This window comes from Pseudomonas sp. HMSC076A11 (genome assembly GCF_001810205.1).
Taxonomy (GTDB): domain Bacteria; phylum Pseudomonadota; class Gammaproteobacteria; order Pseudomonadales; family Pseudomonadaceae; genus Pseudomonas; species Pseudomonas aeruginosa.
This window is the reverse complement of the sequence record NZ_KV800262.1, coordinates 128,461-143,844: the sequence shown is the minus strand read 5'-3', so window position 1 is coordinate 143,844 and position 15,384 is coordinate 128,461. Positions and strand designations below refer to the sequence as shown.

Sequence of the window (15,384 nt, the reverse complement as noted above, 5' to 3'; positions counted from 1 at the left end):
CATGGCGCGGACATCTTGTTCCCTACGCGGGTTGCTGCGGTCCGCGCGAGGCGGAACCGGACGCTAGCCCGATCAGGTTCAACGGGATCCGGAACTATCCGATCTCAGCCCCTCGTATAGGGCACCCCGACAAGAACCCCGGCAGTCTAATCAACACCGGCGGGATACGCCAACGGGAAAACGCCCCGCCCGACCGGCAGTCATGGTCCGGTCCGGCGCCCTCTCGCCAGGGAAGACGCAGATCCCCGCACGTTCGCCGGCACATCGATCCGGACTGGCTCTTCGATCAGTTGCCGCGCAGGTGCCTTGACCGCCACCGGTAGCGACCTTAGCCTTGCCCCACCTCGCATCTTTTCCAGGACGAACGAATGCTGCGCAGACTCTCCCTGGCGGCCGCCGTGGCCGCTGCTACCGGTGTCGCCTGGGCCGCCCAGCCGACCCCGCTGCCGACCAAGACCGACCTGATCAGCGTCTACAAGGAAGCCGTCGACAACAACGCCGACCTCGCCGCCGCCCAGGCCGACTACCTGGCGCGCAAGGAAGTGGTGCCCCAGGCCCGCGCCGGCCTGCTGCCGCAACTCGGCGCCGGCGCCCGCGTCGGAGACACCCGGATCGCATTCGACGAGCGTCCGGCGACCGTCAAGCGCAACAGCCAGGTCGTCCAGGCCACCCTCAGCCAGCCGTTGTTCCGCGCCGACCGCTGGTTCCAGTGGCAGGCCGCCAAGGAAACCAGCGACCAGGCCCGGCTGGAATTCTCCGCGACCCAGCAGGACCTGATCCTGCGCAGCGCCGAGACCTACTTCACGGTGCTCCGCGCCCAGGACAACCTGGCCACCAGCAAGGCCGAGGAAGCCGCCTTCAAGCGCCAGCTGGACCAGGCCAACGAGCGCTTCGACGTGGGCCTTTCCGACAAGACCGACGTGCTCGAGGCCCAGGCCAGCTACGACACCGCCCGCGCCAACCGGTTGATCGCCGAACAGCGCGTGGACGATGCCTTCCAGGCCCTGGTGACCCTGACCAACCGCGACTACAGCGCCATCGAGGGCATGCGCCACACCCTGCCGGTGGTGCCGCCGGCGCCGAACGACGCCAAGGCCTGGGTCGACACCGCGGTGCAGCAGAACCTGCGCCTGCTGGCCAGCAACTACGCGGTCAACGCCGCCGAGGAAACCCTCCGCCAGCGCAAGGCCGGGCACCTGCCGACCCTCGATGCCGTGGCCCAGTACCAGAAGGGCGACAACGACGCCCTCGGCTTCGCCAACAGCGCCGCCAATCCGCTGGTGCACTATGGCAAGTATGTCGACGAGCGCAGCATTGGCCTGGAACTGAACATCCCGATCTACAGCGGCGGCCTGACCTCCTCCCAGGTCCGCGAGTCCTACCAGCGCCTCAACCAGAGCGAGCAATCCCGCGAAGGCCAGCGCCGCCAGGTGGTGCAGGATACCCGCAACCTGCACCGCGCGGTGAATACCGACGTCGAGCAGGTCCAGGCGCGGCGCCAGGCGATCATCTCCAACCAGAGTTCGCTGGAAGCCACCGAGATCGGCTACCAGGTCGGCACCCGTAACATCGTCGACGTGCTCAACGCCCAGCGCCAGCTGTACGCCGCCGTGCGCGACTACAACAACAGCCGCTACGACTACATCCTCGATACCCTGCGCCTGAAGCAGGCGGCCGGCACCCTCAGCCCGGCCGACCTGGAGGCGCTCAGCGCCTACCTGAAGCAGGACTACGATCCGGACAAGGACTTCCTCCCGCCGGACCTGGCCAAGGCCGCCGCCGAGCAGTTACAGAGCAAGCCGCGCCAGCAGTACTAGCACGAGCCAAGACGCCCCCGGTCGGGGGCGTCTTCGCTTGACTGGCCTGGCGCGCGTCGCCCGGGTCAGCGCGCCAGCGGCTGGAGCAGCGCGTCGAACTGCTCCAGCCGCGGGAACCGCAGGGGTACATCCTGCTCGAGATTTTCCAGCCGCGCCCGGTAGGCGCGCAGGAAGTTGCCGCGCGCTTCCTCGCTGATGTATGGCACGTGCCAGGCGACGAAGGGCTCCAGCACCTGCATGCCGACATAGGCCAGGGTGCCGCGCAGGATCGGCCGCAGCATGTCCTCCAGCGGTCCGTGGATGGCACCCTCGCCGAACATGTGCTGGCGCCCGCCCAGGGTCAGGCTGACCAGCGCCTTCTTGCCGGCCAGGCCACCCTGGTCGTAGAAGCGCTTGCCGCCATAGCAGACCCCGGACACCAGTACCCGGTCGAACCACCCCTTGAGGATCGCCGGCACCGAGAACCAGTAGATCGGAAAGTTGAGGATCAGCAGGTCGGCCCACAGCAGCTTGTCCAGCTCGGCCTGGATGTCGGCGGCCAGGCTCTGGCGCTTGACGCTCTCGCGCTGCTCCAGGGCGTACACCAGGTAGTCGGGATCGGCACGCTCGGCGAAGTCGGCGGCACTGGCCACCGGATTCCAGTTCATCGCGTAGAGATCCGAGACCTGCACCGCGTGGCCCTGGCCTGCCAGGGTCTCGCATGCCTGGTCACAGAGCGCGCGGGTGAAGGATTGCGGTTCGTTGTGGGCGTGGACGATCAGTACGTTCATCGTGGTTTCCGAATCGTGGTGACCGGCCGCATCGCTCGCGGCCGAGGGGTTCAGGCCTGGCCGAGCAACTCGGCGGCGCACAGCGCAATGCGCCGACAGGCTTCGCGCAGCGGTTCGGCGCCCAACACCAGGCCGAGGCGGATGTGACCGGCGGCGCTCGGGCCGAAGGCTTCGCCGGCGAGCACCGATACGCCATGGCGGTCCAGCAGGCGGTCGGCGAAGGCCTGGGCGGAAAGTCCGGTGGGACGGATGTCGACCATCACGAACATGCCGCCGTCCGGGCGCAGTGGACGCAGGCCGGGGCTGTCGGCCAGGCACTCGATTACCAGGTCGCGGCGGCGGCGGTAGGCCTCGCGCATCGCCTCCAACTCCGGCAGCGGCGCTTCCAGCGCGGTGCAGGCGGCATCCTGGATGAATTCCGGCGAGCCATAGAGCATGCACAGGGCGAGATTCTCCAGGTGCGCGCAGAGTGCTGCGGGACCGACCACCCAGCCGACCCGCCAGCCGGTCATGGCGTGGGATTTCGACAGGCTGTTGAGGGTCGCGGTACGGTCGGCCATCCCCGGCAGGCTGGCCGGGCTGACATGCTCGCCGTCGAACAGCAGTTCGCTGTAGACCTCGTCGGAGATCATCCACAGGTCATGGGCCATGCACAGCTCGGCCAGGGCTTCCCAGGTGGCCCGCGGCAGGCTGGCGCCGGACGGGTTGTGCGGGCTGTTCAGCGCCATCGCGCGCGTGCGCGGGGTGATCAGTGCGGCGACCTCCTCGGCCTGCACGCGGAAGCCATTCTCGGAGCGCACCGGCACCGGCACCACCCGCGCGCCACAGGCGCCGAACACCGCTTCGTAGGTAACGTACATCGGCTCGGCGACTATCACCTCGTCGCCCGGATTCAGCAGGCACTGCACCACCGCGTACAGCGCGCACTGGGCGCCTGCCAGCACCACCACCTGCTCCGCGTCCACCGCCTGGCCGCTGCGCCGCCGGTGGCGCTCGGCGATGCGCTGGCGCAGGGCGCGCTTGCCGCGCACGTCGGCGTAGTGGGTGTTGCCGGCCAGCAGGCTGTCGATGGCCGCCTGGACGATGGGCGCCGGGGTATCGAAGTCGGGGTCGCCGACCGACAGCAGGAGGATTTCCTCGCCCTGCTCGACCCGCGCCAGCGCGCGATAGTGGATGTCCCAGGCAGCGGCGCCGTCGCCGGCGATACGTTGAGTGAAGTCGGAATAGCGCATGGATGCTCTCCTTGTCCGGCGGTCAGCGCGCACAGGCGTGCCGCAGTTCGATCAGGGTCACGCCGGGCTGCCCGAAGCCGGCGCGCAGGTCGCGCTCCAGTTCGTCCAGGTCCTGCGGCTGGCGCACCGCGCAACCGTAGGCGCGGCCCAGCAGGGCGAAGTCGGGGTTGCGCGGCAGCACGCCGACCGGCTCGATGTCCAGGCCGAGCATGTCGTCGCGGATCTGGCCGAGCGCGTCGTTGTTCCACAGTAGCACCACCAGCGGACTGTCCAGTTCCTCGCTGGCGGTGGCCAGTTCCTGCGCGGTGTAGAGGAAGCCGCCATCGCCGACCAGCACCAGGCCCGGGCGCTGCGGGGCGCCGAGCTTGGCGCCGATGCCGGCCGGCAGGCCGTAGCCGAGGGTGCCGTAGCCGGTGGGATGCAGCCAGCTGCGCGGCGCTCGGCTGGCGAACGCGTAGTTGCCGGTATAGGCCAGTTGGGTCATGTCGGTGCTGACGAAAGCATCGGCCGGCAGCGCGGCGGCGATCCGGTCGAGGATCGCCTGGTGCAGCGCCTGCAGCGGCGCGTGTGCCGCGCGGATCTCCGCGCGCAGGCGCGCCACCCTCGCGGCGGCCGGCGCGGCGTCGCGGGCCTCCTGCGGCAGGCGCGCCAGCAGCGCCTCAAGGGTCTGCCGGGCATCGCCCCTGAGCGCTACGGCAGAGGGATAGAAGTCGTTGAACTTGCGCGGGTCGATATCGACGCGGATCAGTTCGCCGGACAGCGGCAGGCGTTCGCGCCAGAAGTCGGTGTCGGCCATCTCGGTGCCCACCGCCAGCACCAGATCGGCCTCGGCGATCATCTCCCAGCCCGGCGCTACGCACAGGCTGGCCCCGGCGTTGAGCGGCGCGTCCGGCGGCAGCAGGCCCTTGCCGGCGACGCTGGTGAACAGCGGCGCGGCCAGGCGCTCGCTCAGCGCGGCAAGCGCATCGCCGGCCGCCAGCGCGCCGCCGCCGGCGATGAGCATTGGTCGCCGGGCCGCAGCCAGGCGCTCCGCCGCCGCCCGCAATGCCTCGGTGCACGGCACGCCACGACCAGGGCGGCGCGCCACGGCAGCGCTCCAGTCATGGGCCACCGGCGCGGCGAGCACGTCGAGCGGGATCGAGATATGCACCGGGCGCGGACGCTCGCTGTCGAACACCGCGTAGGCCCGGGCGATCAGTTCGGGCAGCTGTTCCGGGCTCAAGGCCAGGGCGGAGAAGGCAGTGATCGGCGCGGTCATGGCACGCTGGTCCTGGGTCTCGTGCAGGCAGCCCCAGCCCTTGCCCAGGCTGGCGCTGTGGTTGACGCTGGAAATCACCAGCAGCGGCACCGAGTCGGCGTAGGCCTGGCCGATGGCGGTGGCGACGTTGGTCACGCCCGGCCCGGTGATGACGAAGCACACTCCCGGCTTGCCGCTGACCCGCGCATAACCGTCGGCCATGAAGCCGGCGCCCTGCTCGTGGCGGGTCAGCACGTGGCGGATGCCGCTGCCCGGAAGTCCGCGGTACAGCTCCAGGGTATGCACGCCGGGGATGCCGAAAACGGTATCCACGCCGTAGTTGGCCAGCAAGCGGACCAGGGCCTGGCCGGCGGTGAGGGTCTTCTGTGGTTGCATGGGCAATATCCTCGTCCAGTTCGGCGACCATCGGAGTCGCCGTTCGCGCCGCAGCGCTCTTGCTCCCATTCCCACAAGCGGGAGGGGGAGCCGTCGTGTCCCCCCCGGCCTTCAGCCATTGGCCAGCCGGATCAACGCATCCACCGCCAGCGCTCCCTCGGCATCCGCCAGCAACGGATTGACGTCCAGCTCCAGCAAGCGCTCGGCATGTTCGCAGGCGAATTCGGCGACCGCGCGGATCGCCGCCACCAGGGCCTCCATGCACACTGCCGGGCGACCGCGGAAGCCGCTGAGCAACGGCGCGCTGCGCAGGCTCAGCAGGGCATCGCGGATCGCCGCGTCGGTGGTTGGCAGGAGCAGGCTGCGACTGTCACGCAGCAGCTCCACGAGTATCCCGCCGGCACCGATCACCAATGCCAGGCCGAAGCCCTCCTCGCGCTTGACCCCGACGATCAGCTCGGCCAGCGGCGCGCCAGCCATGCGCTCCAATAACACACGCTCGAAGACCAGTTGCGGCGCGTGCCGGGCCAGGCTTTCGCGCATGTCGAACAATGCCGCCTCCAACGCCGCCTCGTTGCGTAGGCCGAGCGCCACGCCACCGGCCTCGGTCTTGTGCGGCAGTGCGGCGCTGACCGCCTTGAGCACCAGCGGGAAGCCGAGGTCGAGGGCCGCTTCGCGGGCCTGGCCGGGGGTGCTCAGCACCCCCTGGGGCAGTGGCAGGCCGAAGGGTTTCAGCGCCTGCTTGGATTGCCACTCGTCGAGCAGGTAGCCGTCGCCCGCCAGCGGCCCTGGGCAGATCGGCACCAACGCCGCCTCACCGCGCTCCAGCAGCGCCGCGCGGCGCTGGCGGTAGCGGGCGATCCGTCCCCAGGCGGCGAGACCATCCTCGACGCCCTGCAGCGCGGCGACGCCCTCGCCGTGCAACAGCTCGCGGGCCCGGGCCGGCAGCAATTCCGGGAACGCCGAGGCGATGAAGCCGACTTTTCCGTGGCGCTTCAGCGCGGCGCAGTAGCGTTGCAGAAGCAGGTCGCACTGCGGCCGCTCGCCGGTTTCCTCGCCCGGATAGTCGAGCACCAGCAGGGCGGCGTCGGCAGGGCTGCGCAAAGCGCTGTCGAGCATTTCCTCCAGGGCCGCGGCATCGCCCCAGATGGCGGTGGTGAAGTCCAGCGGGTTGGCGATGTTGGCGTAGTCGGGCAGCACCCCGGCCAGTTCGTCGCGCTGTTCGGCGTCGAAAGACGGCAACCCCAGGCCGTTGCGCTCGGCGTAATCGGCGATCAACCCGGCGTCGCCGCCGGAACAGGCCAGCGCGACCAGGCTCGGCCCGCCAGGCAGGTGGCCGCAGGCGGCGGCCTTGAGGGTTTCGACGAAGCTCACCGGGCCGCTCACGCGGATCACCCCGAGGCGCTCGAACAGGCTGTCGTAGAGCGCGTCGGAACCGGCCAGGGAACTGGTGTGGCTGAGCGCGAGGGCCGCGCCGATCTCCGACACCCCGGTCTTCAGGGCGATCACCGGCACGCCTTTCTGCAACGCCTTGTGGGCTGCGCGGGCGAACCCCGGGACGTTCTTCAGCCCTTCCAGATGCAGGCCGATGGCAGTCACCCGCGGCTCGTCGAGCAGCACGTCCATCAGCTCGGCGATGCCCAGCTGCGCCTGGTTGCCCACCGATGCCATATAGGCCACCGGCAGCGAACGGTCGCTCATCGACAGGTTGTAGGCGAAGTTGCCACTCTGCGTCAGCACCGCGACGCCCCGCTCCACCTGCCGACCGCCATGTGCCACCGGCCATAGCGCGGCGCCGTGCAGGTAGTCGAGCAAGCCGTAGCAGTTCGGGCCGAGCAGCGCCATTTCGCCGGCGGCGGCCAGCAGCCGGCGTTGCACGGCCAGGCCCTGTTCGCCGGTTTCGGCGAAGCCGGAGGCATAGCAGATCGCCCCGCCGGCGCCTTTGGCGGCGAGCGCGGCGACCGCGTCGAGGGTCAGTTCGCGGTTGGTGGCGACGAACGCCGCGTCCGGGCCGCACGGCAGGTCGGCGACGCTGGCCACGCAGGGTACGCCTTCGAGTTCGGCGTGCTGCGGATTGACCAGCCACAACTGGCCGGCGAAACCGCCTTCGGCACAGCGTTTCAGGGCACGCGCCATGCCACGGCCGCCAATGAAGGCGAGATGCCTGGGTGCCAGCAGGCGCTTGAGGTTTTCACGATTCATGTCGGTTCTCGATTCGGAACATGGCAGCCTTCCCCTCTCCCCTGGAGGAAGAGGGGAGCCAGGACTTCAACGCAGCAACGGCCGCAGCAGTTCGCGGGAAACGATGTGCCGCTGGATTTCCGAAGTGCCCTCCCAGATCCGTTCGATCCGCGCGTTGCGCCAGATGCGTTCGACCGGTCCTTCATCCATCAGGCCCATGCCGCCGAAGATCTGCACCGCTTCGTCGGCGACCTTGCCGAGGGTCTCGCTGGCGAACAGCTTGGCCATGCCGGCCTCGCCGTCGGTCATGGTGCCCTGGTCCATCTTCCAGGCGGTGTGCAGGGTCATCAGCTCGGCGGCACGGATCTGCGTGGCCATGTCGGCGAGCTTGAAGGAAACGCCCTGGTAGCTGCCGATCGGCTGGCCGAACTGCTTGCGATCGGCCGCCCAGCGCAGCGACAGGTCGAGGGCGCGCTGGGCCTGGCCGACACAGTTGGCGGCGACCATCACCCGTCCGGCGGTGAGCCAGGCGTTGGCCACTTCCCAGCCCTTGCCGACCTCGCCGAGCACCTTGGAGGCCGGCACCCGGCAATCGTCGAAGAAGATCTCGTAGGTGTGGTAGCCACGGTTGCTCACGCATTTCGGCCCGCGGCGCACGGTCATCCCGGGCGTGCCCTTGTCCACCAGGAAGGCGGTCACCGCGTTGCGCTTGCGGCCGTTGTGCTCGTAGCTGTCGGTGACGGCGAAGACGATGGCGAAGTCGGCGTGCCCGGCGTGGCTGATGAAGTGCTTGCTACCGTTGATCACGAAGGCGTCGCCGTCGCGCACCGCGCGGGTCTTGATCGAATTGGCGTCGGAGCCGGCGCCCGGCTCGGTGAGGGCGAAGCAATCGGTCTTTTCGCCCTGCACGCAGGGCAACAGGTAGTCGCCGAGCTGTTCTCCGGTGCAGGCCATGAGGATCTTCGAGGGCCGCGCGACGAATACGTGGAGGGCCCAGGAGACCTTCGACAGCTCGCGTTCGACCAGCGCCTGGGACAGGTAGTCGAGGCCGCCGCCACCCACTTCCTCGGGCATGTTGAAGGCATAGAAACCGGCGGCGAGGGCCTTGCCGCGAATCTGTGCGGCCAGCTCCGGCGACACCGCGTCGGCGCGGTCGACATCGTCCTCGTGGGGCAGCAGTTCCTTCTCGACGAAGCTGCGCACCGCCTCGACCAGCATGTCCTGTTCCTGGGTCAGCCTGAAATCCATGGGAATCACCTGCTCGGCGCCTAGCGCCCGCTGAATTGAGGGGAACGTTTCTCGGCCACGGCGCGCAGCGCCTCGGCGGCATCCTCGCTGCGCCCGCAGAGCAGCCCGGCGGCCTGCTCGGCACGCAACTGCTCGGCCAGCGAGCGCCCGGCGCCGTCGCGCAGCAGGCGCTTGGTCTGGGCGAAGGCGAAGGTCGGGCCGCTGGCGAGACGCGCAGCGAAGGCGCCGACCGTCTCAACCAGGCGCTCGTCGGCGACCACCTCGCCGACCAGTCCGGCGCCCAGAGCGCGCTCCGCGCTCCAGGCTTCGTCGAGGAACAGCAGGCGCTTGGCCGCCTCGCTGCCGAGCAGCCGTGGCAGATGCCAACTGGCGCCGGCGTCCGGGCAGTAGGCCATGCCGGTGTAGCCGGCCTTGAAGCGCGCCGAGGCGGCGGCGATGCGGAAATCGCAGCACAGCGCCAGGTCCATGCCAGCGCCCACGGCGCTGCCGTTGACGGCGGCGACTGTGGGTTTGTCGAGGGCGTGCAGGCGCCCCATCAGGGCGTGGGCGGCCTCGGTCCAGCCATAGCTTTCCAGCTCGCCACGGGCTTCAGCCGCCGCCCATTCGGCGAGATCGGCCCCGGCGCAGAAACTGCGTCCGCTGCCGCCGAGGACCACGGCGCGCACTGCCGGGTCGCGCTCGCAGGCATCGAGTCGGACGTGCAGGGCCTCCAGGGTGGGGATATCCAGTGCATTGCGCTGTTGCGGACGATTCAGGACGAGCCAGGCGATCCCGGCTTCGACCCGCGTCTGCAATGGGGAAAGGTCAGTCATGCGGCCCTCGTTCTTATTGTTGGTTGATGGCGATCGCGGCTTTCAGGCAATACTAAACACTCGTTCAATAAGACCACAATCCACCCATTCGGGTGTATGTAACGGCCCTGCGGCAGGCGCAAAGCCACACGCCATGCGATCCGCCGAAAAGCGGCGAAGGCCCGCGCGAGCCGGCTGTTACAACTTCGAACAAACCAACCAGGCGAAAACGAAAACGCCCGCCGGATGCGGCGGGCGTCGGGTCCTGCGAATGGCCGTTCAGCCGGCCCGTCCCAGGGCGGGGTCGCCCAGTCCCTGCGGCTGCCGGCGACGAACCACGTAATAGGCCAGGTAGCAGGCGGCGATGAAGCCGAAGCCCCAGTACAAGGACGGCCGCTGGGTGGGATCGAGGGCGAGGAAGACGAACAGCGAGCAGCACACGGCGATGCAGGCCAGCGGCACCAGCGGGAACAGCGGCGCGGCATATTTCAGTTCGGCGACCGTGCCGCCGCTGGCCATGTGCTCGCGGCGGAAGCGGTATTGGGCGTAGGCGATGACGATCCAGGTGACGGTGCCGGACATCCCGCTCACCGCCATCAGCACCATGAACAGGGTGTCGGCGGCGACCACGCTGGTCAGCAACGAGAGCAGGGCGAAGCACAGGGTGATCAGCAACGCGTAGAGCGGTACGCCGCGCGCGCTGAGCTTCGACAGGCCGCGCGGGGCCATGCCGGTCCTGGACATCGCCCAGAGGATCCGCGTCGAGGCGTACAGGCCCGAGTTGCCTACCGAGAGGATGGCGGTGAGGATGACGAAGTTCATCAGGTCCGCCGCGTAGGGAATCCCGACCATGTCGAACACCTGCACGAACGGGCTTTCCATCAGCCCGGCCTGTTGCCAGGGAATGATGGCGGAAAGCACGACGATGGCCAGCACGTAGAAGATCAGTACGCGGAACACCACGTTGCGCACCGCCCGCGGGATGCTCTTCTCCGGTCGCTCGGTCTCGCCGGCGGCGACGCCCATGATCTCGCAACCCTGGAAGGCATAGACCACCGTCATCATCACCGCGAACACCGCCGACAGGCCGTTGGGGAACAGCCGCTCGCCGACCAGGTTGGAGAACATCGGCGCCGGCGCACCGCTCTTCAGTTCGATACCGCCGAAGATCACCAGCCCCCCGACCACGATGAACACCAGGATCGCCGCCACCTTGATCCCGGCGAACCAGTACTCGGCCTCGCCGAAGGCGCGGGTCGCCAGGGCATTGAGGGAGAACAGCACGACCACGAAGAAACCCGACCATAGCCACACGGGCACCTCCGGGAACCAGCGGGTCATGAGCATCCCGGCCGCGGTGAATTCCAGGCCTACCGTGGAGGCCCAGCTCATCCAGTAGACCCAGCCGATCATGAAGCCAGTCGCCGGGCCGATGAAACGCGTCGCGTGGGCCTGGAACGAACCGGAGACCGGCATCTGCACCGACAGCTCGCCGAGGCAGACCATCACCAGGTACATCAGCACCCCGGCCACCAGGTAGGCCAGCACCGCGCCGGCCGGGCCGCCCTGGTTGATGGTCACGCCGGAGCCCATGAACAGCCCGGTGCCGATCACCCCGCCGAGGGACAGCATGAAGATGTGGCGGCTCGCCAGGGCCCGGGTGAGTTGCAGCCTTTCCTTGCCGTCAGCCATGGCGCACCTCCGGATGAGGGTACGCACAGGGGTCTTCGAGATGGCTCATTATTCTTGTCTCCACTCTGTCAGAGGCCGTGTCTTGCGCACGGATGAGCGGATTATTGGCGGCGGATGTAAGACGCCGTTGAACGCGCGGATCGAAGATGTAAAAAGCTGTAAGGAAGTTGTTCGCCGCGCCGCTCAACCGGCCGCTGAGTCGGCTTCGCCGAGGAAGCCGGCGCGGCGCAGGGCTTCGGCGCCGTCGCGGCGCAGGCTACCCAGGCGTGCGCCCCAGGCTCGCGGGTCGACCCCGGCCGCGCCCAGGGCCTCGCGCTCCAGCTCGCCCAGGCCGGCGCCGAGCGCCACCAGGCCCATGGAGTGGCAGCTTCCGGACAGGCGATGGGCGATGTTCGCCGCCTCGGCCAGGTCCGCCTGGTCCAGGGCTTCGGCCAGCAGCGGCAACTGCTCGTCCAGGCTTCCCAGCAGGTTGCCCAGCAGTCCGGCGAGCTTGTGCCGCCCCAGCAGGCGGCGGTGGGTCTCGAGCATTTGCCGGTCCAGCGCGGCCTCCACCGCAAGCGCAGGCACGCTGGTGCCGACCTCGCCCAGCGCGCGGCGCAGCTCGTCCATCCGCAGGGGCTTGCCGAGCACGCCCTGCATGCCCGCGGCGAAGTACCGACGCACCATGTCCGGCTGGATGCTGGCGGTGAAGGCGAAGATCGGCGTGGAGCGGTTCAGGCCGTCGAGCTGCCGGCGAATCCCGGCGCAAAGCTCGAGGCCAGCCATCCCCGGCAGGTGCATGTCCAGCAGGATCAGGTCGAAGCGCCGCTGCCGGCACAACGCCAGGGCCGGCCCCGCGTCCTCGGCCAGCATCACCCGGTGGCCGTCCCGCTCGAGCAGGCCCTGGGCCACCTCGCGGTTGAGCGCCACGTCCTCCACCAGCAGCACCTCCAGCGCAGACACCGATGCCGCCGGCGGCGTCGCGCCGGACAAGCTCGCCAGCGCCAGCTCGATCTCGAACCAGAACGTGCTGCCCTGGCCGACCCGGCTTTCCACGCCGATCCGTCCCCCCAGCGCTTCCACCAGCCGCTTGCTGATCGCCAGGCCCAGGCCGGTTCCGCCGTAACGGCGGGTCACGGCGTCGCCGCCCTGGGTGAAGCGTTCGAAGATGCGTTCGCGCATTTCCTCGGGAATGCCGATTCCATCGTCCGCGACGCTCAGCCGCAGGCGCTCGCTTCCTGCGCTGCGCGCCAGCCGCTCGACGCGAACGCGCACCTCGCCGGCCTCGGTGAACTTCACCGCGTTGCCCAGCAGGTTGGTCAACACCTGGCGCAGGAACTGCTCGGCGCCGCGATGGCCGTCATGAACCTGTGGGTCCAGCCACAGGTCCAGCCGCGTGGCGTTCTCCCGCGCCCGTGGTTCGAGCAGGGTGAGGACGTCCTCGAGCAGGCTCCGCAAGGAAAAGTCCACCGCTTCCGGCACATCCGGCGCTTCCTCCAGCCGGGCGAAGTGGAGGACCTCGTTGAGGATCGCCAGCAGTCCCTCCCCCGCTGTCGCCAGTGCCCGCAGGCGCTGGCGGTCACGCTCGCCGAGCGATGCCTCGCGCAGCAGCTCGGCCATGCCCAGGATGCCGTTCAGCGGGGTACGGATCTCATGGCTCATGGTCGCGAGAAAACGGCTCTTGGCGCGGTCGGCGGCTTCCGCCTGGTCCTTCGCCCGGCGCAGGCTGGCGGTGCGCCGCTCGACCTGCCGACGCAACTCGTCGCGATCGGCATCGCGCCGGCGGCGGTCGGTGCGCAGGGCCTGGCGCATGTCTTCCAGGGCGGCGGCGACGGCGTCGATCTCATCGCGCTCGCGGTCCACCTTGTCCAGTCGCAGCGGCTGTTGCAGGTCGCCTTCGGCGATATGCCCGGCGAACTCGGACATGCGCCACAGATGGCGAGTGACCAGGCTGTGGAACAGCCAACTGAGGGCCACCGCCAGGCCGCAAAGGAAACTGCCCATCCACAAGAGGCTGGCCAGGCCGCCGGAAACCAGCCGGCGATAGACCGCCGCCAGGTCGATGGCGATCTCCAGCTCGCCCAGTTGCCGACGCTCGCCCCCCGGCGGCTGGTAGCTCAAGGGAAAGCGCTCGACCCGCAGCATGCCGCGTGGACGCTGGTCGCCCTGCAACAGGTTGAAGTCGGCGCTTTGCAGGCTGACACGGGCGATGTCGGGGAAATCCCCGAGGCCGCGCAACTGCACGTTCAACTGCTCCTGGTTGAGATCCCACAGGCTGCGCTCGAAGCTGGCCAGGTAGCCGCTGCGGATCAGTTCCAGGCGCGCCTCGATCTCGCGCATTTCGCGGCGGTATTCGAAGAACAGCTGCACGGCGCCGGCGAGGACGGTGAAACACAGGCTGAACAGCAGCACCCGCCACAGCAGGCGCCGCGCCAACACTCCGCCGTGGCCGCTCACCAGGCGTCCGCGCGGTTGCCGGCGAGGCGCCGATAGTCGCGCACGCTGTCGTCCAGCCAACGCTGGATGCTGCCGTCGTCGCGATAGCCACGCAGGGCCCGGTCGATCTCGTCCATCTTCGCCGCCAGCGGCGAGTGCCGCGAGACCGCCACCCGCAGGTAGTCCACCGTCAGCGGTTCGGGCAGCGCACGGATGTTCTCGCCGCCGGCCAGGCGCTCGGCGAACAGCGTGCCGGTGCGTCGTTCGTGGGCGATGTAGTCGATGCGCTGGCGCACCAGCTTGCCGAAGTTCTGTCGGCTGTCGGAAACCCATTCGACGTTGCCGTGGCGGCCGACGAAGCGGTCGAAGTCCGCCCCGTAGCTTTCGCCGAACAACAGCCCGCCGCGATAGCCGGCGAGGTCGCCGAGGGATTGGATACGCACCGGCCGCTGGCGGTTGTAGAAGATCGCCACCTCCTCGCGCAGCACCGGCTCGGCGGAAAACGCCAGGTCGCGATCGCGCGCGGGCGTGCGGTAGGCCAGTATCAGGTCGACCCGTCCGGCGGCGGCGTCGAGCAGGCAGCGCCGCCAGTTGCCCAGCACCACCACCTCGACCCGGTAGCCCAGCGCGCCGAACAGCCGCTTCACCAGCTCCGGCGCCAGCCCCCGGACCTGCTGGCCGTCGCTCCAGGAAATCGGCGGGTATACCGGATAGTCGCAATAGCGGATGGTCTCCGCAGCCTGTGCCAGGCCGCCCAGCAGCCATCCGCAGAGCGCCAGCCAGCAGGCCTGCATGGCTCAGGCGTCGCTGGCCGCGGCGGTGAACAGGTAGCCGGCGCCGTGGATGGTGATGATCAGTTGCGGTTCGGCCGGGTCGTCGCGCAGCTTGCGACGCAGGCGGCCGACCAGCACGTCGATGGAGCGATCGCTGGGCAGCCACTCGCGGTTGCGGATCTGGTCCATCAACTGGTCGCGGCTCAGGGTATGCCCGCTGTTGCGCAGGAAAGCGCCGAGCAATTGGAATTCGCCATGGGTGAGCAGGGTTTCGTTGCCCGCGTGGTCGATCAGGCGGCGCCGGTCGGCGTCCAGCAGCCAGTCGCCGAACTGCCTGAGGGCCTGCCGGGCGGGGCCGGCGCTGGCCTGGGCATGGCGCACCCGGCGGATCAGGTTCTTCGCCCGCGACACCAGTTCGCGCGGGTTCAGCGGCTTGATCACGTAATCGTCGGCGCCGCACTCCAGGCCGACGATGCGATCGATCTCGTCGTTGCGCCCGGTGATCAGGATGATCCCCACCTCGGAGCGCACCCGCAGCTCGCGGGTCAGGGTCAGGCCGTCCTTGCCGGGCAGGCGGATGTCCAGCAGCACCAGCTCGACCGGCTGGCCGAGATGGGCGCACTCGGCAAGGCAGGCTTCCGCCTGCTCGGCGTTGCCGGCGCAGAGGACGTCATAGCCCTCCTCGCCGAGATAGGCCTGGAGAAGCTCACGAATCACCGGGTCGTCGTCGACCACCAATACGCGCGGAACCATCGCCATCACCTTGCGCCTCCGGCGGTCCGGGGCGTTTCTTGTTCTGGGTTGTCGGACGGTGGGCGGAAGGGGCCGGGGC

The 15,384-nt window shown here is 69.2% G+C and carries 11 protein-coding genes and 1 riboswitch; of the genes, 1 reads left to right on the top strand and 10 read right to left on the bottom strand.

The genetic code is table 11. The features are described 5' to 3' along the window. Window positions 1-2: 2 nt before the first annotated feature. A riboswitch (TPP riboswitch) is annotated at window positions 3-139 on the bottom strand. Window positions 140-368: 229 nt separating this feature from the next. Then, complete coding sequence (gene opmH / locus HMPREF2716_RS02030; RefSeq protein WP_003095699.1) at window positions 369-1,817, top strand: efflux transporter outer membrane subunit OpmH; 1,449 nt, start codon at window positions 369-371, stop codon at window positions 1,815-1,817. Between the two features lie 65 nt (window positions 1,818-1,882). Here the strand turns inward: opmH and HMPREF2716_RS02025 are convergent, their stop codons facing one another. From HMPREF2716_RS02025 to aruR, 10 genes are all read right to left on the bottom strand, one after another. After that, window positions 1,883-2,587: an NAD(P)H-dependent oxidoreductase gene (locus tag HMPREF2716_RS02025; protein WP_003102071.1), complete on the bottom strand. Its 705-nt coding sequence runs from the start codon at window positions 2,585-2,587 to the stop codon at window positions 1,883-1,885. A 50-nt stretch (window positions 2,588-2,637) separates the two neighbouring features. After that, complete coding sequence (gene aruH / locus HMPREF2716_RS02020) at window positions 2,638-3,819, bottom strand: arginine--pyruvate transaminase AruH (RefSeq protein ID WP_003102073.1); 1,182 nt, start codon at window positions 3,817-3,819, stop codon at window positions 2,638-2,640. A gap of 22 nt (window positions 3,820-3,841) precedes the next feature. Further along, window positions 3,842-5,521 (bottom strand): 5-guanidino-2-oxopentanoate decarboxylase, encoded by a 1,680-nt coding sequence (locus HMPREF2716_RS02015; protein WP_004347641.1) that lies wholly within the window; start codon window positions 5,519-5,521, stop codon window positions 3,842-3,844. A gap of 42 nt (window positions 5,522-5,563) precedes the next feature. Further along, the gene (locus HMPREF2716_RS02010; RefSeq protein ID WP_019395656.1) at window positions 5,564-7,654 is read right to left on the bottom strand and encodes an acetate--CoA ligase family protein; all 2,091 of its coding nucleotides are present in this window, start codon (window positions 7,652-7,654) and stop codon (window positions 5,564-5,566) included. Between the two features lie 66 nt (window positions 7,655-7,720). After that, window positions 7,721-8,881 carry an acyl-CoA dehydrogenase family protein gene (locus HMPREF2716_RS02005; protein WP_003095708.1) on the bottom strand — a complete coding sequence of 387 codons (1,161 nt, stop codon included), beginning with the start codon at window positions 8,879-8,881 and terminating at the stop codon, window positions 7,721-7,723. 20 nt (window positions 8,882-8,901) lie between these two features. Beyond that, window positions 8,902-9,693, bottom strand: coding sequence for an enoyl-CoA hydratase/isomerase family protein (locus HMPREF2716_RS02000; RefSeq protein WP_003116159.1), 792 nt, complete (start codon window positions 9,691-9,693; stop codon window positions 8,902-8,904). 258 nt (window positions 9,694-9,951) lie between these two features. Beyond that, window positions 9,952-11,364: an amino acid permease gene (locus HMPREF2716_RS01995; RefSeq protein WP_003095711.1), complete on the bottom strand. Its 1,413-nt coding sequence runs from the start codon at window positions 11,362-11,364 to the stop codon at window positions 9,952-9,954. Window positions 11,365-11,547: 183 nt separating this feature from the next. After that, window positions 11,548-13,800 (bottom strand): ATP-binding protein, encoded by a 2,253-nt coding sequence (locus tag HMPREF2716_RS01990; RefSeq protein ID WP_010792256.1) that lies wholly within the window; start codon window positions 13,798-13,800, stop codon window positions 11,548-11,550. Beyond that, a complete protein-coding gene (locus HMPREF2716_RS01985; protein ID WP_003114534.1) occupies window positions 13,797-14,573 on the bottom strand; it encodes a substrate-binding periplasmic protein in 777 nt (258 codons plus the stop codon). The genes HMPREF2716_RS01990 and HMPREF2716_RS01985 overlap by 4 nt, the downstream gene beginning before the upstream one ends. Before the next feature lie 3 nt (window positions 14,574-14,576). Beyond that, window positions 14,577-15,311 (bottom strand): two-component system response regulator AruR, encoded by a 735-nt coding sequence (aruR, locus tag HMPREF2716_RS01980; protein ID WP_003095718.1) that lies wholly within the window; start codon window positions 15,309-15,311, stop codon window positions 14,577-14,579. Window positions 15,312-15,384: the final 73 nt, after the last annotated feature.